This is a genomic window from Sphingobium sp., from assembly GCF_032153725.1.
Lineage (GTDB): Bacteria > Pseudomonadota > Alphaproteobacteria > Sphingomonadales > Sphingomonadaceae > Sphingobium.
The window spans coordinates 1-20,910 of record NZ_JALDYQ010000042.1; the positions used below are offsets into that span (position 1 = coordinate 1).

General features: G+C 60.1%; 20 protein-coding genes. 6 read left to right on the forward strand and 14 right to left on the reverse strand.

Features of this window, described 5'->3' with window-relative positions; all coding sequences use genetic code 11:
* Positions 1–219: 219 nt before the first annotated feature.
* Genes RUH75_RS14175 through RUH75_RS14195 form a run of 5 tightly spaced genes read right to left on the reverse strand, consistent with a single transcriptional unit; the run spans position 220 to position 4,518 of the window.
* Positions 220–1,041, reverse strand: a complete 822-nt coding sequence (locus tag RUH75_RS14175) for a fumarylacetoacetate hydrolase family protein (RefSeq protein ID WP_313807036.1) — start codon at positions 1,039–1,041, stop codon at positions 220–222.
* Between the two features lie 51 nt (positions 1,042–1,092).
* Positions 1,093–1,602 (reverse strand): aromatic-ring-hydroxylating dioxygenase subunit beta, encoded by a 510-nt coding sequence (locus RUH75_RS14180; RefSeq protein WP_313807038.1) that lies wholly within the window; start codon positions 1,600–1,602, stop codon positions 1,093–1,095.
* Positions 1,599–2,852 (reverse strand): aromatic ring-hydroxylating dioxygenase subunit alpha, encoded by a 1,254-nt coding sequence (locus RUH75_RS14185; RefSeq protein ID WP_313807040.1) that lies wholly within the window; start codon positions 2,850–2,852, stop codon positions 1,599–1,601. The genes RUH75_RS14180 and RUH75_RS14185 overlap by 4 nt, the downstream gene beginning before the upstream one ends.
* The gene (locus tag RUH75_RS14190; protein WP_313807042.1) at positions 2,849–3,385 is read right to left on the reverse strand and encodes a nuclear transport factor 2 family protein; all 537 of its coding nucleotides are present in this window, start codon (positions 3,383–3,385) and stop codon (positions 2,849–2,851) included. Before RUH75_RS14190 ends, RUH75_RS14185 begins: the two co-directional genes overlap by 4 nt.
* Complete coding sequence (locus RUH75_RS14195) at positions 3,382–4,518, reverse strand: amidase (protein WP_313807044.1); 1,137 nt, start codon at positions 4,516–4,518, stop codon at positions 3,382–3,384. The genes RUH75_RS14190 and RUH75_RS14195 overlap by 4 nt, the downstream gene beginning before the upstream one ends.
* 129 nt (positions 4,519–4,647) lie before the next feature.
* Between RUH75_RS14195 and RUH75_RS14200 the strand changes: the two genes are divergently transcribed.
* The 3 genes from RUH75_RS14200 to RUH75_RS14210 all read left to right on the forward strand — a co-directional run bounded on the left by RUH75_RS14200 (position 4,648) and on the right by RUH75_RS14210 (position 7,652).
* Entirely contained in the window at positions 4,648–5,106 is a 459-nt protein-coding gene (locus RUH75_RS14200) for a MarR family transcriptional regulator (protein ID WP_313807046.1), read from the forward strand.
* A 228-nt stretch (positions 5,107–5,334) separates the two neighbouring features.
* Complete coding sequence (locus tag RUH75_RS14205; protein WP_313807048.1) at positions 5,335–5,952, forward strand: gluconate 2-dehydrogenase subunit 3 family protein; 618 nt, start codon at positions 5,335–5,337, stop codon at positions 5,950–5,952.
* Complete coding sequence (locus tag RUH75_RS14210; RefSeq protein ID WP_313807050.1) at positions 5,949–7,652, forward strand: GMC family oxidoreductase; 1,704 nt, start codon at positions 5,949–5,951, stop codon at positions 7,650–7,652. Before RUH75_RS14205 ends, RUH75_RS14210 begins: the two co-directional genes overlap by 4 nt.
* Before the next feature lie 116 nt (positions 7,653–7,768).
* On the opposite strand, the gene RUH75_RS14215 is transcribed toward RUH75_RS14210, so the two are convergent.
* Together RUH75_RS14215 and RUH75_RS14220 are read right to left on the reverse strand one after the other, a co-directional pair.
* Positions 7,769–8,380: a hypothetical protein gene (locus tag RUH75_RS14215; protein ID WP_313807053.1), complete on the reverse strand. Its 612-nt coding sequence runs from the start codon at positions 8,378–8,380 to the stop codon at positions 7,769–7,771.
* Positions 8,381–8,463: 83 nt separating this feature from the next.
* Positions 8,464–9,618: an acyl-CoA dehydrogenase family protein gene (locus tag RUH75_RS14220; protein ID WP_313807055.1), complete on the reverse strand. Its 1,155-nt coding sequence runs from the start codon at positions 9,616–9,618 to the stop codon at positions 8,464–8,466.
* 87 nt (positions 9,619–9,705) lie between these two features.
* On the opposite strand from RUH75_RS14220, the gene RUH75_RS14225 reads away from it, so the two are divergent.
* Positions 9,706–10,614 (forward strand): LysR family transcriptional regulator, encoded by a 909-nt coding sequence (locus RUH75_RS14225; RefSeq protein ID WP_313807057.1) that lies wholly within the window; start codon positions 9,706–9,708, stop codon positions 10,612–10,614.
* Positions 10,615–10,621: 7 nt separating this feature from the next.
* Here RUH75_RS14225 and RUH75_RS14230 read toward each other — a convergent pair whose 3' ends face one another.
* The 7 genes from RUH75_RS14230 to RUH75_RS14260 all read right to left on the reverse strand — a co-directional run bounded on the left by RUH75_RS14230 (position 10,622) and on the right by RUH75_RS14260 (position 19,742).
* Positions 10,622–11,686: a sugar phosphate isomerase/epimerase gene (locus RUH75_RS14230; RefSeq protein WP_313807059.1), complete on the reverse strand. Its 1,065-nt coding sequence runs from the start codon at positions 11,684–11,686 to the stop codon at positions 10,622–10,624.
* On the reverse strand, positions 11,683–12,801 hold the full coding sequence (locus RUH75_RS14235; protein WP_313807061.1) for a Gfo/Idh/MocA family oxidoreductase: 1,119 nt from the start codon (positions 12,799–12,801) through the stop codon (positions 11,683–11,685). Before RUH75_RS14235 ends, RUH75_RS14230 begins: the two co-directional genes overlap by 4 nt.
* The gene (locus RUH75_RS14240; protein ID WP_313807063.1) at positions 12,798–14,312 is read right to left on the reverse strand and encodes an MFS transporter; all 1,515 of its coding nucleotides are present in this window, start codon (positions 14,310–14,312) and stop codon (positions 12,798–12,800) included. The genes RUH75_RS14235 and RUH75_RS14240 overlap by 4 nt, the downstream gene beginning before the upstream one ends.
* 54 nt (positions 14,313–14,366) lie before the next feature.
* Entirely contained in the window at positions 14,367–15,350 is a 984-nt protein-coding gene (locus tag RUH75_RS14245) for a sugar phosphate isomerase/epimerase family protein (protein WP_313807065.1), read from the reverse strand.
* Positions 15,351–15,380: 30 nt separating this feature from the next.
* Entirely contained in the window at positions 15,381–16,709 is a 1,329-nt protein-coding gene (locus RUH75_RS14250; RefSeq protein WP_313807067.1) for an MFS transporter, read from the reverse strand.
* Between the two features lie 36 nt (positions 16,710–16,745).
* Positions 16,746–17,363: a flavin reductase family protein gene (locus RUH75_RS14255; RefSeq protein ID WP_313807069.1), complete on the reverse strand. Its 618-nt coding sequence runs from the start codon at positions 17,361–17,363 to the stop codon at positions 16,746–16,748.
* A gap of 99 nt (positions 17,364–17,462) precedes the next feature.
* Positions 17,463–19,742, reverse strand: a complete 2,280-nt coding sequence (locus tag RUH75_RS14260; protein WP_313807071.1) for a TonB-dependent receptor domain-containing protein — start codon at positions 19,740–19,742, stop codon at positions 17,463–17,465.
* Here RUH75_RS14260 and RUH75_RS14265 point away from each other — a divergent pair.
* The gene (locus RUH75_RS14265) at positions 19,741–19,899 is read left to right on the forward strand and encodes a hypothetical protein (protein WP_313807073.1); all 159 of its coding nucleotides are present in this window, start codon (positions 19,741–19,743) and stop codon (positions 19,897–19,899) included. The two genes, RUH75_RS14260 and RUH75_RS14265, sit on opposite strands and share 2 nt — an antisense overlap.
* Positions 19,900–20,067: 168 nt before the next feature.
* Positions 20,068–20,832, forward strand: coding sequence for a FadR/GntR family transcriptional regulator (locus tag RUH75_RS14270; protein ID WP_313807075.1), 765 nt, complete (start codon positions 20,068–20,070; stop codon positions 20,830–20,832).
* Positions 20,833–20,910: the final 78 nt, after the last annotated feature.

The window sequence follows — 20,910 nt, forward strand, 5'->3', positions numbered from 1 at the left end:
ACCCCCGCCAACAGACGTGCAAGCCATCAACAGCCCCACATCATCCATGCGATGGGAGATCCGCCGATGCTTGCAAGAACGAAATCCGGGCACCACCTGTTTGCATGCGAAATGCGTCATGATGTGGCGCGCGCCAGACTCTTCCAAACTTGGCGAGCCCGGCGGAGGGAGTCCCTGCCCCGCAATAACGGGCGGGACGGAGCCGATCGCAAGCCAATGTCAGGCGCGGCCGATCGGCACCGACAGGCATCTTATCCTGCCCCATGGACCGAAATCCGCGACGCAACGCTGCCCGATGCCGATCCAGTGCATCCCGGTGACAGCCCCGGTCGAAATAAATTGGCCGGCACGAAGCGGTCTTCCAAGCTTTGCTGCCTGCGACAGGGCGAAGGCAATCGCTTCCAGTGGCCCTCCAGGCAAATCCGCCGCGTTTCCAGCGCGGACCAGACTCCCATCGATGCTCGTGGCGCACGTCATCAAAGTGGGTTGGTCCAACAAATCCACTGGAACCGCGGGACCAATAATCTGACCATTATTGTTGCCGAGGTCGGCTATGGATGCCAGTGAATCCAGATCAGGCATCGCTGCAAGCGGGCTTCCGGCAATCTCTATGCCAATTCTCAGATCACCTATGATCATCCTTGCAGATTGAGGCGTGAATTCACGAGTAACTGCGGGTTGATCATCGCCCAGGATCGCGACATACTCTGCTTCAAAGGCGGCTGAACCGCCGGGATATACAGGGAAGTCATTTTCGACCCTGCCATCGACATTCTCGACAAGTGTACTGAAAACTGGACCTATGAACCGATCGGTGCCGAATCGGTCAGCCAACGCAGGCGTGAGGCGGCCAACTTTCCAGCCAGCGATATCGTATTGCATGAGTTCGATCGCCTGCGCCTGTATTGCATAGGCATCCTCCAGGCCGACGGGCAACAAGCCAGGGAACAGCCGCAAATTCCGACCTTGCGCCCGGGCGGCTACCAAGCTGTCAGCGATGCCGCGAAAGGATGAAGGACGATGCTTCGATAATTTCGTCATGTCAGGTCAACACTGATTGCTGCATCACGTGATCTTTGGAGACAGCGGAACTCACAGGAGATAACCAATGCCGAATTGAAAATCGTCGGCGTTGATGAGGGTGACTATCTTCTCTTCGAAGCGCAATGTGCCATCATCCGCCCGAACGATGCGATAACGCGTGTCGGCCGGCAAAAAGCGCATATGCTCATATTTATACTCCGCGAGCATTTGCGCACCGCGCAAAGTGACCCCTCTATCGTCTCGGGCCTCAACGATGAAACGCGAAACGGTTCGCACCGTGCGCGCTGGCGGCGCAGCGGACATGGAGAACCCAGACAGCAGCCGTTTCACGCGCGCATGGCGCATTTCCTGATCGTCATACACAATGTTGAGCGTATCGACATAATTCGATGTTCGTTCAACCGGTACGATATATTTGCCCGTTTCGGTCCAGAGTTCAAGCCAGCTTTTGTAATCAACCCGATCAAGCATATCGGCTTCGGCCCAGATAAAGGCGATCGCTTCGTCAAATGTCGGTGCTCCACTCACTTCGCTCTTCTCCTGAAGGCCAATGCTCATGCCGTCATCGTCCTCTTCCACATCTGATAGGCAGCACGCATGCCAGTTTCGGCGCTGACGTCACCGGCATTGTGTCCAGCCTCCGCCACGCCTTCCGGTGCTTCCACGCCACGATTGAGCATGATCCACAGATCATCGCCGGCCCGCGCACCACGCTGCACGCGTTCCCAGCCTTCCGCATCGTCCGGCGTACCAAAGCCCATCGGTCCCTGAAAATGCTCGTGGAGACGCAGGCGCATGCGGTTAGCCGCTACCGGACCACCGTCCATGCCGATCGCGACATGCGTTATTTCCGTTTCGTCGACGGATATCGGCCGCAGCACGCGAAAAAATGCCATGGAGCAAGCGACATTGGGGAAGAGGTTGAGGTTGAAGCCCGAACCGCCAACGGCGCGCACGATTCGACGGACCTGACCGTCCGGATAACCTTCCGCCGCCAGTTCCCGAGCCAAATCCGCGAACCGGTCCGGGATGGGCGCGTCGAGATTTTCCTCCAGATCGATCAGATCAGGGATCATGACCATCACGCTATGGCCATTGCCCAGGTCTTCGACCCAGCCCCCCTGCCCCAGCACGTCGAAGATATTTTCCGTTTCTTCGTCGAGAGAATCGAGAAATGTCTTGTGCACGATCGGGAAGTGATAGGCATCAGTAGTGTTTTCGAGCTGGATTTTCCAGTTTCCGGGAAACCGGAACTTGTGCTCGCCCAAGGTTTTTACACCAAAACCCGCCCCCTGCTTCATGAACAGGTCGATCCACTTTTTGGCGGGACCAAGGAACGTTTCGAGAGGTTCAATGTCTTTATTGAACGTAGCGAAGATCAGGCCATTATATTCCTCAGTCCGCAACGATATCAAGGGAAGTTCCGAAGTATCGAAGCCTTCTTCATAACCCTTGGCATGCGGCACCTTGCGCAAGCGGCCGTCCATATCATAGCTCCAGCCATGATAGGGGCAGACGAACACGCTGGTCTTGCCCTTTTTCTTTTCGCACACGCTGGCCGCACGGTGCCGACACCGATTCAGAAGAACGTGGACGGCGCCTTCCTTGTCACGGGTCACGATGACGGGCTGGCGACCCACATGACTGGTCTTGAATGTGTTCCTGGCGGGCACATCGCTGGCGTGGGCCACCCAGACCCATATATTATTGAAAATCCGCTCCATCTCTTCCTCGAAGATAGCCGGATCCTTGTAAAGCGCGGTGTGGACGCGGTCGTCCTTCACCAGGCTTGCAAAATTTGTGCTCATGCGCCCTCCTCGGCGGTTGATAGGGGAACGGAAATGTCGGCCTCGTCATTCCACGGGCCGACATCCCGGGAGAAAATATTCTCGGTCACGAAGCGGGACATGCGCCACATCCCGTCCTCGATCACGCAATCGATGGTGAGTTGCGCGCTGCGAAAGTCCGATCGGCCGTCGCGATAAGTCGACGCCTGCAACATCATCCAGCGGCCCGTGGCACGCTTCTCCTCGTGCACCTCTATGATTTCGGACGAAAGATAATGGCCGTTGAGGTCAAAATGGGCCGGTTGCGTGTAGCTGGCAAGCATGGAAGCGATGGCATTGCGTCCCACGTGCCGGCCAAAGGCTTCACGGTAACGCCCGCGGCCTTCCCATATGGCGTCACATGTGAACAACCCCGCCAATTCGTCCATGGGAGTTAACGGCCCCAGCGTATCGCACAGACGGAAATAACGCATGACAAGGCGGCGCACTTCGTCCTGGGCCTCAAGCACTGCAAGCCTGCGAGCCAGGTTTTCAAGCATAGTCTCGCTGCTCATTGGGCCAGCTTCCCGTGCATCCGCTCCTCGATGACACGACCGATCGAGCAGAGACGCTCATCATCTCCCATCCTGCCCACCAGCTGACAGGCAAATGGTCGCCCACCGATCGTCCCGACAGGGATCGTCAGGGCCGGGTGCCCCGTCAGATTGAACGGCCTTACCAGCGCGGTCAGTCGCAGGGTCATGGAGGGATCGGACAACTCTTCGATCGTGGGTGGAGCATTCGGAAGCGTGGGCATGACAAGTGCGTCAACCCCGGCGAGGGCAGAATCCACAACAGCCCGGAATGCCTTTCGGACTGCCTCGGCCTGGTTGACCTGCCCTTCAGTCACCTGACTTGCGCTCAGCAGGCGCTGGCGGACATCGTCGCCCATGCGCGGGTCCTCGACAAGCGAATGGTAAGCGGACCAGCTTTCCGCCGCGATAATGGCCATGCCGGCGCCAAACGCTTCTTCCATGCCCTCAAGCGTCACCGGGACAAGTTCTACGCCCGCTTTTTTCAGCTGTTGCTCCAGCGCGTTCAGGATCGCCGCATCCGCTTCGACGTCAACCGCCATGCCAAGGCGCAGCGTATCCGGTGCCTCGACCGGGAACCAGCCGGAGTCAATGAGAGCCATGCCCCGTTCCAGCATCTGCATGTCGCGGGCAAAAGGGCCCACACAGTCAAGACTGCTATGTTCCGGGTAGCAGCCTGTACGACTGATTCGCCCAAAGCTCGGCTTGAATCCGAAAACGCCGCAGCATGCCGCGGGCATGCGCACCGAACCGCCGGTATCGGTCCCCAGCGCCAGATCGACCAGACCCGCCGCGACGGCAGCCGCCGATCCGCTGGACGAACCGCCGCTGATCAGGTCAGGGAACAGCGGGTTTGGCGTTGTCCCGAACCACATATTGATCCCGGTGATACCATAGGCGAGTTCGTGCATGGCGGCCTTGCCCACAATGCGTGCCCCGCGCTCCAGCAGGTGGCGCACAACCTCGGCATGTGTCGTAGCGGGCGGCCTGTCGGCCAGGGCACCGCTGCCGCAGGCCGTGCGGTGGCCCGCGATGTCGATGCAGTCCTTGACCGCAACGGTCACATTTCCTTCGCCCAAAGAGAATTGCTCTGCGAAGATTCGGGTGCGTTTCATGGATACCGCGCATTTTTCAGGTTACGAGCTGGCTTTAAGTGATGTAGGTTGAATATTCAACATATAATTGTCCAAAGGGGGCGGTGGCGTTACAGCCGGGCTTCGGGGGACCCTAACTGAGGCATCGGGATGAAGACGAAGACCAAGCCTGCCAACTTCAGCTACCGCACCTGGCCGTTCTACTGGCTGTCACGGGCGAGCGGTCGGTACAAGGAACGCATGGAACAACTTTTGCGTCCCACCGGACTCGATATGCCCCGCTGGCGCGTGCTCATGACATTGCATCAGGACCGTGTCGCGATCGTCAGCGAGATCGCCGCCCATTCCGGCGCGAAATTACCGACCATGACCAAGATCATCCAGCGCATGGAGGCCGACGGGCTCGTCAAGCGTCAGCCGCGTGCCGGCAAGGAATGGATCATGGAAGTGGTCCTGACCGATCGGGGCGCGGCTGCCGGCAAGGAGGCCTGGCAACGGGCCGATCGATTGTATGGCGAGGCCTTTGCCGGGATGTCGGAAAAGGAGATAGAAACTCTCAGCGGCCTGCTTAACAAGGTGGCAGACAATCTGCACGCCGTGTCCGAATGAGCATGCGACCCTGAACTGTTGACGGGCAATCCGTGCCTGCGGGTGGACCAGCCCAGCCCTCCGATTTTGAACTTGAATTTTCAACCCATCATCGTGTAACCATGCTTCATGGTCCTGCGCCGTTTTGAAAAGCGATCAGGCCTGTGGTGATCCGCCGACAGTGAGACTGCCGGAGTTGCTATGTCGGCTCGTCACCGGACAGATCAATAAATGCGTACGGGACGCCGCTTGAAGCTGGTCATGACAGATATAATCGAAAATATGCCCATGGCCGGCACCCGGCTCGACCGCCGCGCCGCGCTGACGATGGGCCTGATGGTCAGCGGAGCGCTTGCGCTCGTGCCTGCCGCGTCCCTGCTGAGCGGCTGCGGTGCCAGGCCGCTGATTTCCGGTGACCACAGCACGCTTGTCCTCATCTTATTGGGTCTTGTGGTGCCGGACACCAACAGCCCGGGCGCGGGCACGATGGACAACATGGCCTTCGTGCTCAAGGCCGTGAACAGTGGCCTGATGAACGCGCCCGTCGACACGCTTGCACGGCTTGAAGAAGAACTGGATTGGCGTGCCGGCGCCCGATTTGTTGACCTGCCGCCTGATCGGCGGGAACAGATCGTCGTGGCCCACGACAAAGCCGTGTTCGACCGGCCAATTGCGTTTCCTTGCCCCTGGTTCACGACCAAGGCGCTCATCCTGATGAGCTATTATACATCGGAAGCCGGCGCCTCGCAGGAGCTTGCTTATGAATTGGCGCCAGGTCGCTATGATCCCGACGTGCCCGTCAACGCCAGCTGGAAACCACTGGTCAACGATTGGGCAGGAAACTCCATCAAGAAGGCGATTGCATGACGCAGCATGCTGATTCCGCCATGGCCGATTTTGACGCCATCGTCGTGGGCTCCGGCATCACCGGGGGCTGGGCGGCAAAGGAATTGACGGAGCGAGGCCTGAAGGTCCTTCTGGTTGAACGCGGTCCGCTGATTGAGCATCAATCGGGCTATACCAATGAGGTCACGCCCCCTTGGGACATGCCGTTCCGGGGATTTGGGGACCCGCGTCTCAATGCTTCGGACTATCCGGTGCAGAGCAAGGGCATGCACTTTACCGAATGGTCGCGGGATCATTTCGTCAATGACCGGGAAAATCCCTACCAGACCACGAAGGATAATCCTTTTCAGTGGCGACGCGGCTACCAGCTGGGCGGCAGGTCGCTCACCTGGGGACGTCAATGCTATCGCTGGAGCGACCTCGACTTCAGCGCCAATGCCAAAGACGGCCATGGGGTCGACTGGCCCATTCGCTACGCCGATCTGAAGCCATGGTATGATCATGTTGAAAACTTCATCGGTGTTTCGGGTTCTCTGGAAGGGCTGCCGCAGCTACCAGACGGAATCTTCCAGCCGGCCATGAAACTGAATGTCGTCGAACAGGCGTTCAAGGACAGGATCGCCGCAACCTATGACGATCGCCGGCTCATCATCGGCCGCAGCTCCAACATGACGCAGGACAAGCCGGGCCGGACCAAATGCCAGTACCGGAACATTTGCGCGCGCGGCTGTTCTTTCGGCGGCTATTTCAGTACGCAAAGCTCCACGCTGCCCGCGGCGCGCGCGACCGGGCGGCTGACGCTCGTGACCGACGCGCTGGTGGAAAGCCTGGAATATGATCCCGCCCGGCGTCGCGTCACCGGGGTCAGGGTGATCGACACAAAGAATCGCGCGCCCCGCGTTTACCGCAGCCAAATCGTGTTTTTATGCGCAGGCAGCGTCAACAGCATCAGCCTTCTGCTACGGTCCGCCAACGATGCCATGCCACGGGGTCTTGCCAACAGCAGCGGCGTTCTGGGCCGATATTTCATGGACCACGCGCTGGCCTTGTCAGTGACCGCGAAGGTGCCGGGTTTCGAAGGTCATGCCTATTTCGGCAACCGGCCCTGTTCGCTCGTCATTCCCCGCTTCATCAATGTCGCCGGCGCGACCGATGGCCTGCTGCGCGGCTATTCGTATCAGGGCAATGCAACCCGGCGGGGCTGGGCGGACGGCATAGGCTTGCCCGGCATGGGCAAGGCGCTCAAACATGATGTCGGCCACGCCGGCGACTGGACCATCCTTCTGGGTGCCTTTGCCGAATGCCTGCCGGTCGCCTCCAACCGGGTCACGCTTGACCACATGAACCGCGACCCATTCGGCCTACCACAGACGAAAATCGAATTTGCCTATGGCGATAATGAACGCAAGCTGCTGGCGCACGCTCTTCAGGAAGCGAAGGCCATGCTCGCTCTGATGAACGCGGAAATACTCTCCGAGACGGCCGAGCCTGGCCCTCCAGGTGGCGCGGTTCATGAAATGGGTGGCGCGCGCATGGGCCGCGATCCCACTACCTCGGTACTCAACGCGCACAACCAGACGCATGATATTGAGAACCTGTTTGTGACGGATGGCGCTGCAATGGCGTCCAGTGCGTGCCAAAACCCCTCGTTGACCTATATGGCCTTGACCGCACGGGCTGCCGCCTTTGCCGCCAATCAACTGAAGACCGGAGCCTTGTGAGCGCTCCCGCCGTTTAGAGCATCGTGCGCAAAAGTGGGAACAGGACTTGCGCTTAAAACGATGCGATAACAAAGAACTAGAGCGCGCGTCCTGCGTCCGATCAAGCGCAGCGCGCTCTAGCCAAGGATCACCTCGCAAGCCATGGGCACATGAACCGACCCGCCGGTAAAGGCCGGGAAGGCGTCAAAATCCTGCTTCATGAGATCACGCACCGGAGAATTGAGCGCTGCCTCAAGCGCCCCGGCATGATCGAAGACGATCTTGTTGCGCTGGAAGTGCGTCACGCGTTCCCAAGGCGCAGCATCAACCCAGTCCATGCGCGTGCAGACTTCAATCTCCCTGATCGCCGGGAAAGTCGCCATGATGGGCGGATGATGCGCCAGATAATGACTGAGCCAGTCGTTGAGGTTTTCGGGCCGGCCAGGATAGTGCACCAGAAATGCACATGACCGCGCGCCCGGCGCACCATTGGCGGGCGGCACCGGAAAGGGGCGCGCGAGCATCAACTGGTGTGTGGCGTGGCTTCCGTACAGGCTGGCGAAATTTGCCGGAACGATCGCAGTCAATATGCCGCCACGCCCGATCGCAGCTTCGGCCATGGCCAGCGCGTCGAAATAGAGCTGGGCTGAAAACATGGGCGCAGTCATCGGCGCATGATAGCGGTCGTGCGCGGACGCGGGCGTCATCAGCAGGGCGCGGCCTGCGCCCGGCACCTGGCGCAGGAGCATCGCTAACTGCTCCCCGTCTTCCCGCGACATCCGTGCCGCTGGATCAGCGTGCAGGAAGTTGATGAAAAGGCAGAACACGCGCTCTAAATACCCTTGCTCACCCCGGCGAAGAAGCCGCCGATATCCTCGAAGGTCCCATCATTCAGCGAGGCATGCTGCGTCACCACCATCGCGTCGCGCATGATCTGCTGTAGCCTGTGCGTCTTGTGAATCGCCGTCATGCCGGCCGAGCGCCACGCCGACTGGATGACTTCGAAACAGGCGAGCGCCGCCCAGGATGCTCCAAGACGCAGGAGATTATGCTTCTCGGCAGTCACAGCCTCTCCCGCCTCGATGGCACGCCAGGTTTCTTCGATCGTCTCATAGAAGAAGGCCCTCGCGCTCCGCCATTTCGCTTCGCCCATGGCCAGCGTGGTGCGAAAATACGCCCTGTCGCCAAGACGCGCGGCGCCCGGCATTATCTTGGCTCCCGCCGACATCTCCCGAACGATGTCCAGTGCCGCGCGCGCCAGGCCAATATTGCAGGCGGCATGGGCCTGAGCCTGATAGGCGAGCGGAGGATAATGATAAAGCGGCTCGTCGATCGTGCTGCGCGCGCCACGGACGCAGGTCCACTCTTGCGAATAGAATTTGTTCGCCACGCGCGTGTCGTGGCTCCCGGTTCCCTGCATGCCCACAACCTGCCAATTGTCTATGATCTCGATCTCGGCGGCGGGGGCAATGGCCATGCGAACCTCCGGAGGGTCGTTCTCCCCTGCCCAATCCGGGCGAGTGGCGATGCCGACGCCGATCCAGTCCGCGCCCTTGCAACCGCTGGCAAAACGCCACCGCCCCGAAACATGCCAACCGCCGTGGACCGCAGTCGCGGGCTGAAGCGGATATAGCCCGCCTGCAAAGACCTGATCCGGACCTTCGGCATAAATCGCGGCCTGCGTTTCGACCGGCAATGCGGCGAGATAGCTATTGGCCGAACCAAAGGCCGCGACCCAGCCGGCCGACCCATCGGCCGTCGCGATCGCCTCGACCAGAGGAAGGAATTCGGCAGGCGACAGCGCGTCGCCACCAAATCGCGCCGGCGTGCTTGCCCGGAAGATGCCGGCCTGTTTCATCAGATCGACCAGATCGCGCGGGACATGGCCCAGCTGGTCGATTTCCTCACGCCTCTCGGCAATGGTGGCGACCAGCCTGTCGACGCAGCCCTGCCTGCTGTTCGCTTCAATCCTGTCAGTCCTGATCAACTGCCTTGTCCTTCATGTCCGAAAAAGCTGACCGGAAGCTACATCGGACGTGACACATCCATCAAATTCATTATTATAATTCAAATCATGCACGATATTTATGCACGAGCCTTCGACGCCAATCTCATGCGCGTATTCCTGGCGATCTGGGATGCGCGTAGCCTTACCATCGCTGCCGACCGCCTTGGCCTGACCCAACCTGCGATCAGTCACGCATTGAAGCGACTTCGGGAGCGATTTGACGACCCGCTGTTTGTACGCGGCCCCCAGGGCATGGTGCCGACAAGGGCGGCCATCCACCTGCACGATCCCTTCCTCACCGCCCAGAGCGCGATCATCGCGGCATTGCACGACAGCCGCGCATTCGATCCGGGACGGTGCGACAGGAGCTTTCGGATTGCCATGTCCGATATTTCCGAAGTCTTCTTCATGCCCCGGCTTTTGAGCTGGCTCGCCGCCACTGCTCCGGCGGTCAGAATCGAGAGTGTACCGTTTGAAGCGAATTCCGCGTCCGCGCTCCTGCGCCCGGGCGATGTGGATTTGGTGATCGGCCACGCTCCTGAGCTTGAAGATGAATGCATGAGCGCGCTATTGTTCGAGGATCGGCTGATCTGCCTCCTGCGCGGGGATCATCCCCAGGCAGGGACGGCGCTCACGCCGGAAACGTTCGCGAATCTTCAACATATCGACGCTGGCAACCATGCGCCCGGCCACGCCATGGTGGATCTTCAGTTGGATGCGATGGGCCTGCGGCGGACAGTAGCAATCAAAGTCCGCCACCTGATGACTGCGCCCCGCCTCGTACGGGAGACGGATCTCGCCGTGATCTATCCCCGGAGCCTCGCGATGGAGCTCGACTGCGAGCGCGAATATTGCGCGATGGACCTGCCTGTCGCCATCCCCCGGATCGAGGTCAAGGCGTACGTCCATCGCAGCAGCGCGAAGCAAGCGGACATCGCCTGGCTGACTGGTGGCATCCGGTCGCTTTTCACATGACGCCCCTTTAACCAATCGGCGGTTCAAGGCCAAGCAGTCGGCGGTTGCCGGCGCGGTCGATGCCGCTCGCTGCAAAACCATCAAAGGCATGGGGCGTGACGCGGATGATATGTTCCGCGATGAAAGCCGCGCCTTCGCGCGCGCCATCTTCCGGATGCTTGAGCGCGCATTCCCATTCCAGCACCGCCCAGCCGGCAAAATCATATTGCGCCAGCTTCGAGAAGATCGCCGGAAAATCGACTTGGCCGTCGCCCAGGCTACGGAAGCGACCGGGACGTTCCACCCAGTCCGAATAACCGCCATAGACCCCCGAACGGCTGTTCGGACGAAATTCGGCGTCCTTCACGTGAAAACAGCGAATCCGCTCATGATAGGCGTCGATATAGCCAAGATAATCGATTTGCTGCAGCACAAGATGGCTGGGATCATAGAGCAGGGTCGCCCGCGGGTGGTCATCGACCAACGCCAGAAACCGCTCGAACGTCGTACCATCGAACAGGTCCTCGCCGGGATGAATTTCATAGGCACAATCGACGCCCGCCTCGTCAAACACGTTGAGAATGGGAAGCCAGCGACGCGCAAGCTCGGCAAATGCTTCTTCGATCAGGCCTGCGGGCCGTTGTGGCCAGGGATAGAAATAGGGCCAGGCGAGCGATCCGGAAAAGGTTGCCTGCGCCGCCAGACCGAGATTCGCGCTTGCCTGCGCGGCTAGCTTCAGCTGGCCCACCGCCCATTCCTGCCGGGCGGCAGGCCGCCCGCGCAGCTCCGCAGGGGCAAAGGCATCGAACAGATTGTCATAGGCCGGGTGGACCGCGACAAGCTGCCCCTGAAGGTGCGTCGACAGCTCTGTGGGTTCAATTCCATATTCTACAAGGCGCCCGCGAAAATCATCGCAATACTCTTTGCTGGTCGCGGCGGTTTCAAGGTCGATCAGCCGGGGGTCACATGGTATTTGAATCCCCTTGTAGCCCAGGTCCGCCGCCCAGCCGGCCAGCCCCTCCAGCGTGGCGAAGGGAGCGTCCGGTCCCATGAACTGGGCAAGGAAGATGCCCGGACCCTTGATGGTCTTCATGACAGCAATTCCTTCCATCCGGCGCCATTGCCGGCCACCGCCGTTTCCACAAACGCCATCGAACGCAGTCCTTCGGCGCTTCCCGGTAGCAACCCAGTTGTCTCGCCCCGCAGGCTGCGAGCAAAATCACGATAGAGATTGGCGAAGGCTTCGAAATAGCCTTCGGGATGTCCCGCAGGCAGGCGGGAGGCCATCCGACAATGCTCGCCAACATCGGCGCTGCCCGCCCAGATCGTCCAGTCGCATGAGTCCGCGCCGGTTATCACGAGGCGGTCGCAGGCCTCATGACTCCAGGCGATCGAACCCTTCTCGCCATAGACACGCAGGCGCAAATTGTTGCGTTCACCCGTTGCGATCTGCGACGCCGCCAGCAATCCGCGCGCGCCGCCGGCAAAGCGCAGCAATACCGTCGCATCGTCGTCAAGTTGCCGATCGGCGACAACAGCGGCAAGGTCGGCATTGATGGCCGCGATCGTGTCGCCGACCACGAATTCGGCAAGGTTGAAGGCATGTACGCCGATGTCGCCAATGCAACCACCGACGCCCGCCTTCGCGGGATCGACGCGCCAGGCAGCCTGTTTGTTGCCGGCGGCCTCCACCGGCTGAGCCAGCCAGCCCTGGAGATATTCGACCATCACTTTTCGCACGCGCCCGATTTCACCCGCAGCTATTCGTGCGCGCGCCTCGCGGATCATGGGATAACCGGTATAGGTGAAGGTCAGGCCATAATGCCCGCCGGTGCGCTCTATCACCTCGGCGAGAGCGCGGGCCTCCGCCAATGTCGCGGTCGCCGGCTTGTCGCTCATCACGCCGAGTCCAGCCTCCAGCGCCGCGCGGGCCTGGGCGAAGTGCAGATGATTGGGGGTGGCGATCGCAACCATCTCGATGCCGTCCGGGCGCATCGCTTCGGCCTTCAACATCGCTTCCATAGTGGGATAGGCACGATCGGAAGCAATCCCGAAACGCTCCCCAGCCTCGCGCGATCGGCTGGCATCGGATGAAAAGGCGCCAGCAACCAGGGAAAGCTCCCGGTCCAGCTCCGCGGCCAGTCGGTGGACCGGGCCGATGAAGGCGCCGGGGCCCCCGCCCACCAGGGCAAATCGAACAGGCTTCAATGGCTGGTTCCTTGTGAAAGCGGACCGACAGGCGCAGCGTCGCGCCGACGGCGATAGATCAGCGCAAGCGCGAGATAAGCGCACATGGTCAACACCGGCAACAGCGCCACATCGCGCAGGGCAGCCAGCTTGCTATTCTCGACAATGGTGGTGACGGTAGCGCGCTCGCTTGCCGGCGCCGCCGCCAATGCGGCCTCGTCCAGCGCGCGATACCGGCCAAGGATGCTTGCCGGACGCTCCTCGGTATAGCGCTGGTGCAGGCTCGTCGCATTGCGGCTGTCATAAACGGAGAGCGCCGCGGTCGTGCTGCGATCCTGAACGGCGCCCAGCAGGACCGATCCGACTATGCCCGCTGCGAGCATCCCGACCCCCGCAGTCACGTTGATGGTCACCGCGCCCCCGCGTGGAAAGCGATCCGAGACGATCGCCAAGCTGGTTCCCCAGAAGAAGCTCTTGCCGATGCCATAAAGGATCGCGGCGCCAACAATGCCTGCCCCATGCGCGCCCGCCAGCGTATAGAGGCCAGCGGCGCTCGCGCCCGAGGCCAGCGCGAGCGTGAGGAATGGTCCGAAGATGGCGATGACGCTGCCCGCAAGAAGACGCACAAGGAAGACCACCGCCGCAGTCAACACCAGCACCCAGCCGGAATGGAAGCCGATACGGCCAAGTTCCGGTGCAAGCAGCGAGGAAATCCAGCTGTCGGTGGACAATTCGGTGATAGCGAGCGGGATCATCAGAAGAACCAGGACGATATAAAGTGGGCGACCGGCCGATCGCGACCACAGACCGAAAGCACAGGTTGCCACCGCAACCATGATCCCCTGTGCCAAAGGAGAAAGCCCCAGCACTCGTCCAATTTCAAGCGTCATCAGCCCAGTGACGATGAAGGCGCTCATCCAGCCCGCCTCAGCAATCATGGCGTGATAGGGAATGCCCGCTGCCACACGCTCGCTCATCGGAAATCTCTGGCGAAGGAGCAGAATGGCATAGATCAGGACTGGAACGAACATCAGCGCGGTTTTCGCGCGCCAGCCGAACTGATCGCCCATCGCTATGGCCAGCAGTCCGCCTAATATCATGCCGCCGGGCCATGCCGCGTGGAGACGGTTGAGCCATCGGGGCCTGTCCTCCGAAAAGAGCGTCGCGATCAAGGGATTGGCGACCACTTCCACCGCGCCGTTGCCCAGGGCCATCAGGAAAGTGCCCAAATAGAGCATCCAGTAACTGGCAGCCGTCACCAGAACAGCAAGCCCCGCAAAATGCATCAGCGCCGCAAAGACAAGGCCGGCGCGAAAGCCGATCCGGTCGATGAACAGGCTGAGGATCACGATGGCAAGCGCAAACGGCCAAAGACCGGCACCGAGCAATTCCCCCTTCTGGGTTGCGCTCAGAGCGAATTCCTCGCCCCAGCTATCAACGACCAGCGCACGCAGGACAAAGCAGAAAGAGGTCGCGGTGATCGCCGCAAAACTGAGCGTAAACAGGCTTATCCGGTCTTGTGAAGCGGTCATTTTCCTCTCCTGGTGGGTCCGCGGCCCAACGGCGGCGTCATCGACTGCTTGGATTCATGCCTTGGCTGCGCATGTTCTGACATATTGGATAATGCGCGCGAGTTCGGGAACGGAAGCACCACCGGCATATTCATATTCGACCAGCATCGGAATTGGCCAACGGTTCCCGGTTATGGTGCGCACGACGTTGCAGACCGGCGTATCGCCCTCACCGAAGGGCATGTTCATGCCGTCATGCGCCTTGCGATCCTTCAGATGGACGCTGATGATTTTTTTGTGGTGCCGATGCAGAAAACCCAAAGTATCAAAGCCTCCAGCCGCGAAATGCCCGATGTCGAAGTTCAGCCGATACCAGGGAGACATTTTCAGAGCCTGCTCGAAGCTCTCCGGGGTTGCCAACTGGTTGGGATCGCGCAGGTTGGAATGACCGTGCAAACCGACGATCGTGCGATGGCGCGCCGCGAAGGGCGCGCTGCGCGCAGCCATGCGCAGCGTCGTCGACGCCGTCATGGCGCGGGCACGCAGCGCCTTCGTGACTGCAAAACCCCATTCCACCTCGGCATCGGTGCAATCTTCCTTCAGGCCGAAGTTGAAAGCCTGGACTTCGATTCCGGCGCGCGCGAACCGCCGCCCGATCTCGCGAAAGTGGGATAGTGGCGTAGACAGGCGCCATTCGCGTATCCGCTGGCGAGTTTCCAGCACATTGGCAGGCGGTGGACCTTCGGGCGGGCGGCCATAAAGCGAAGCCTGCGTCAGCTTTCCATCCTTCACCGCCCAGGGGGCGTTTTCGGAAAAGGCGGGCGGTTGGATGGTCGGCTCGAAAAGTTCGAGCATATCGACGCCCAGCCTGCGGCAGCCGTCGATCATCTTATCGACCATGTCGCCCGGAAGGGGCAGCATGTCGCGAAAACTGTAAGTCTGCACGCCAATGCGAGTGGGCGCAGGCGAAACCGCGCCGCGGGCGAATGCCACACCGCTCCCCATTGACAGAAGCGTGCCGCCGATGATTGCCGAACGCCGGGTGAAATCCATGCTCATCTCCGAATTCTTTTGTGAAAGGCTGCCTGCTCAATGGATCGGCGAAGGTTCGCCCTTGAATGTCGCTCCCTTGGTGCCACGATCGGGGACGAGGAGGATGCTGGCGGCCGCGCCAACCGCCGCAAGCGCGAAAACCACGAAGTTCCATGTGATTGGCATATTTCTCTGCGCGATGGCGCCCCCCAGCAGCGGGCCGCAAACGGCTCCGAACCGGGAAAAGCTGATGCACACGCCCACAGCCGTCGCTCTGTAACGGGCAGGAAAATATGCGGCGAGGTAGCTGGTCACCATCACTGCGGCCGATACGGACCCGATGCCAGCAATGGCGACCAGAATATAGGTCAACGGCAGTGGCCAGGCGTGCGACAAAGTCAGAATCGCAACAGCTCCCACCAGGAATGCCGCCATGATCGTGCGCCCACGCCCCACGCGGTCGGCAATGGCGCCCAGCATGATCCCGCCTACCGAGGAAGCAAGAGCGAACACCCCCAGGAACATGATGCTCGATCCCAGTTCGTATCCCGCACTTCGCATGATCTGGGGCAGCCAGGTGTTCAGGCCATAGACCAGGATCATCCCGCTGAAAGTAGCGAACCAGAAGCCCAGAGTAGCGCTCACCCAGCCCGGCTGGAAAAGGGCACGAACCCCCGGCTTGGGCAGGTCGTCGGCTGGAAGCGAGCGCTCGGGGAACGCCAGACCAAGCCTGGCCGCCAGAGCGCGCGCGCCTTCGACCCGGCCCTGCGAAAGCAGGAAATCGATCGATTCCGGCAGCATGAGGATGATCAGTGGCAGAAGCAGCAATGCGGTCACGCCGATTCCGACGACGAAGCGCCATCCCAGCCACTCGACCGTGAAGAAGGAACATAAGGCAGCCGCAAAAATGCCAACCGAATAGCCCGAATACATGATCGCATATTGGCGATTGGCCTTGCCTGGCGGCGCATATTCGCAGGTCAGCGCGGACGCAATCGGGACAATACCCGCAACACCTGCGCCCGCAAAAAACCGGCATATCGCAAAGATCATGGGCGAAGGAGCCAGCGCGGCAAGGCCGCTCGCCACCGAGAAAAGGCTGAAACAGACGAGATAGGCCGGTTTGCGACCGAAACGATCGGCAAAGGTGCCAAAGATATATCCGCCAAAGAACATGCCTACCAGTGCCGCGCTGGCCATCATGCCGGCCATAGCCGCGTCAAGATGCCAATCGGGATCAGCCATCATCGAAGGCAGCACGGCCCCAAGCGCGCCCATGTCGTACCCTTCGGAAAACAGGGCAATCCAGCAGAGCGCCGTGACCAGCAAAGACGTTTTCCGGACATTCCCGTCCTGAAGCGACTGGACCGGACTTTCAGCATGCATGTTGCAGGGCCTCACAAAGATCGGAATTTTCACGCCTTACACTGTCGCATCGCCGCCGGGGATGCTCAAGCGTCCCTCGCACGTGGTATACCATCCCGGCCCCTCCATCCGCCCGATCAGCCCCAGACCGGGGGTATCGAGCGTGGGTCGCCGTGCATCCAGCACCAGATCGTCCCGCACATGAACGGCCAGGACTTCGCCCAGCACAATGGTCAAGGCTTCTCCGGGCTGAACGATCTGGAAGGTTCGACATTCAAGACTGCAAGGAGCACTTGCGATGCGTGGCGGAACGACCCTTGCGGATGGCATCGTCGCCAGGCCCACAAGTTGCGCCTCATCCACGTCTGGCTCGTGGTCCTGCGCTGTCATGAACATCGCATCGCCATCTCTGCGCGTCACCAAATTCACGACGAACTCACCCGTCTGCCGTATATTGGCGCAACTGTCCTTGGATCGCCCGTCAGGATGGGACTGTATGCCGATCGCCACCATCGCGGGCGACGATCCCATGACGTTGAAGCAACTGAACGGAGCGAGGTTGACGCGCCCATCCCTGTCGCTTGTCGAAAGCCAAGCGATCGGCCGTGGCACCACGGTTGACATCAGAAGGCGATACCGGCTTGCGCCGTCCATGTCCTGCAAATCGAATATCATGGCCCTACCTCACAACATGACGTCATTCCGCAGGCATGCTGCCGATCCCCGGCAAAGACACCGGCGCGCCCGATCGGCGCGCCGGTGAAGATGGAAGGATCACCAGTTATGCGTGAAGCTCAGTCCGTAGGTGCGCGGCGCCTGATATTGCTCGCGATACGTCCCAAAGGTCGTATTCGGCGGCGATTGCACATTGGCAAGAATGAGCTTGTTCTCGATATTGCGTACAAAAGCAGAAATCTGCCACTTCTTGCCCTCGGGCTCAAAGGTCAACACCGCGTCAGAGCGATGATAGCCGTCCTGCTTGTCAAGACCCAGATTATAGAATGAGAAGTAAGACTTCGATTCATAATGAGTCTGGAACTTTGGCGTGAGTGTTCCACCAAACACGTCGAAGTCATGCTCATAACCAAAGTTCACCGTCCAGTCGGGCGACTGGGGCGGAGTCTTGCCGGCGAGCTGGTAATTATAGCCGGCAACGCTTCCATTGGGAGCCAGCACGGGGATAGCAGCTCCTTCGATTTGCGCGAGACGCAGGAGTTGACCGCTGACCGATGTTGCAAAGTTGCGATAGCGGCCATGGTTGTAGCCGACATAGGCATTGATGCGATCCCGGCCGGTCGGCTGCCATGTCACATCCATCTCGACACCCTTATAGCGCGAGCTGCCCGCGTTCACGATCAGCGACCCGACGCCGGCGCTGGTGACGACAGCCTGGCCAACCTGCTGGTTCGAATAATCGTAAAGATAGGCCGACAGATTGACCTGCAAGGTGTTGCCGAAGAAGCGGTTCTTGGACCCGATCTCATAGGCCTTGATCGTTTCAGGATCATAGGATCCCAAGGTGCTGAATCCACCGGCCTTGTAGCCGGTGTCGAACTTGGCATAGACCATGTTCCGCGGCGTTATCTGGTAATTCGCGGCAGCATGATAGGTTGTCTTCGAACTGATCGCCTTCTGCGGGGTGATCGAAGTCGAATAGACGCAGCTATTGGTCAGGTAACAACGCGTACTCAGATAAGTCGGTAGGCTCGTCGAGGTAACGATCGCGGTGCGGCTCTTCCTGTCCTTCGAATAGCGCGCGCCCAATTCGAACGTCAGGCCCGGAAGAACCTCATAGGAAGCCTGTCCAAAGACCGCCTTTGCACGGGCGAGAATGTCCGGATAGCGGAAAAGCGTCAGCCTCTCCGCTTTCCCCGAAAGCGAAGGCGAATAGGGGAAGTCGATGAAGTCATTGGTGAAGTCGTTCTTCTCCTGGAAGTAGAAGCCACCAAATTGCCATTTGAACGGGCCATTGCCGTTCGACGACAGGCGCAGTTCGTGGTTCCAGGAAGGCAATTTTTCCGTCTGGAGGAAGCTCCAGTTCTGCGTCGCCGTACCATAACCGCCGCCCAATATGCCAAGGCGCTCGAAATCATTGTGACGATAGCCACCCTGATAGGTCAGCGTCGCGAAATCGAGATCATAGTCGATCTCGCCCCGGATGCTCCAGATCTTGTATTTGAGATAGCTTCCGGCGGGCATGGCGAAAGACTTGGCATTGCCGCGCGGCGGCTCGGAATAGTCGACGTCACCCACCAGGAAACCAGCGGGTACGTTGGCTGCGGTATAATATTCCAACGGAATGCCGCGGACTGCGGGGCCGTTATTGTGGTCCTGCGCATATTCGCCGGTCAGCAGAATCTTGAGACGGGAGGTCGGCTCGATCAGCAGGTGGAGGCGAGCCGCGCGGGCCTGCTGGTCATCCGCGTCCGAACCAGGCGCGTTGTCACGGTAGCCATCGTGGTCGCGCGTCTGAAACGAGGCACGAAGCTTCAGCCAATCATTGACCGGAATATTCACCATGCCCTTGGTCGCAAAGGTCGAATAATTGCCGACCTCCCCTCCAACGTAGGCGGCAAATTCATCCTTGGGCTTGGCCGTGATGATGTTGAGGGCGCCGCCGGTCGCATTCCGCCCCAGCAGGGTGCCTTGCGGCCCGCGCAGGACTTCGACGCGTTCGAGATCGAACATGGCGGTATTAAGGCCAACCGCGCGCTGCAGGTTGAAGCCGTCAATGCTGACCGACACGGCCGGATCGCCCGATTCCGTGGCATCGCGGCTGGAGATGCCCCGAACCGAAACGATGGTTGCAACATTGTTTTGCGCAAAGGACACGCTGGGGGCAACGGATGCAAGGTCAGCAAGGTTGGCAACGCCAGCTTTGGCCAGCGTCTCGGAATCCACCACCGAAATCGAGATCGCAGTCTTCTGCGCGACACTGGGGCGCTTTTCGGCTGTAACAACGATTTCCGCAAGACCCTCGCCCGCGCCCTGCTCGGCCGACGGGGCGTCCTGTGCAATGGCGGGGGTTGCAGACAATATGAGCGCAACCGCCATGAGCGACGGAACGTTAGAAACCACCTTTTCCCTCATTTCCCTTAACCCTTTCGATCTGTCGCTGAAGCAACTTTTTTTCCGCCTCGGTATCGAATCACTTGCACTCCGGCAGGTTGAATATTCAATGTTAAGGTTGAATTTTCAAGCCCAAATTTGATCGCGATCAAAAGGCGCCGGCCGCGAACCCCCATATAGGCGCGAAAAGATGATCTTCGCTTTGATTTGTTTTGGTATTTTCGGTTCAGACATCCGCCCCGCCCATTGCCGGCCCTGTCAATCGGCAACTTGTCTTGCGAGCAACGCAGCCTTGTGACATGGCGAGCGAATGTCAGACCGCGTCAAGCTTTATCAGCGCGTAGCCCATCAAATCGAGCAGGGCATCAGAACCGGGCAGTATCTGGTCGGAACCCGCTTGCCGCCTGAACGGGATTTGGCCGATACGTTCCAGGTCAGTCGCCCTACCATCCGCGAAGCCATGATTGCGCTGGAGATTCGAAACTTTGTCGAGGTGCGCCACGGTTCAGGCATCTATGTATCGAACAGTCGTCCGGTCGACCGCGCGCCCGCAGAGCTGGACGTTGGCGCCTTCGAACTCATCGAAGCCCGGCTGATGTTCGAAGGCGAAGCGGCAGCGCTGGCCGCTAAGGTCATGACAGACGAGGAATTGGCGCAGGTCGGCAAAATCCTGCTGCGCATGGAAGCCCTCGACGCGACTTTCGATGAAGAAATGAAGCTTGATCGGGATTTTCACATGGCGATTGCCGAAGGTACGCGGAGTTCGCTGGTCGCGCAGACTATCGAGCATCTTTGGGACCTGCGTGAACAATCTCCGCTATGCCGCCACATGTTCGACCAGGCCCGCAGCTCGGGTATCATTCCGCGGCCGCACGAGCATCGTCGCATCTATGAAGCGCTGATGGCCCGGGATGCAGATCGGGCCCGCGCGGCTATGCGCGCGCATCTCGCCCGAGTTTCAGAAGACCTTCTGGCGATGACGGAACTTGAGTTGATCGAAAAGGCCAAGCGGGAAATCGATGAAAAGCGGCGGCGGATCGTCGACGAGCGCCCCTGTCCCGATCCAATAGCATGATGCAAGTCCGGTAGGCCGGTTGCAGGCGGAAAGCCGGGCACCAATCCCCGGCGTCGCAAGATCATGCCACATTCGACT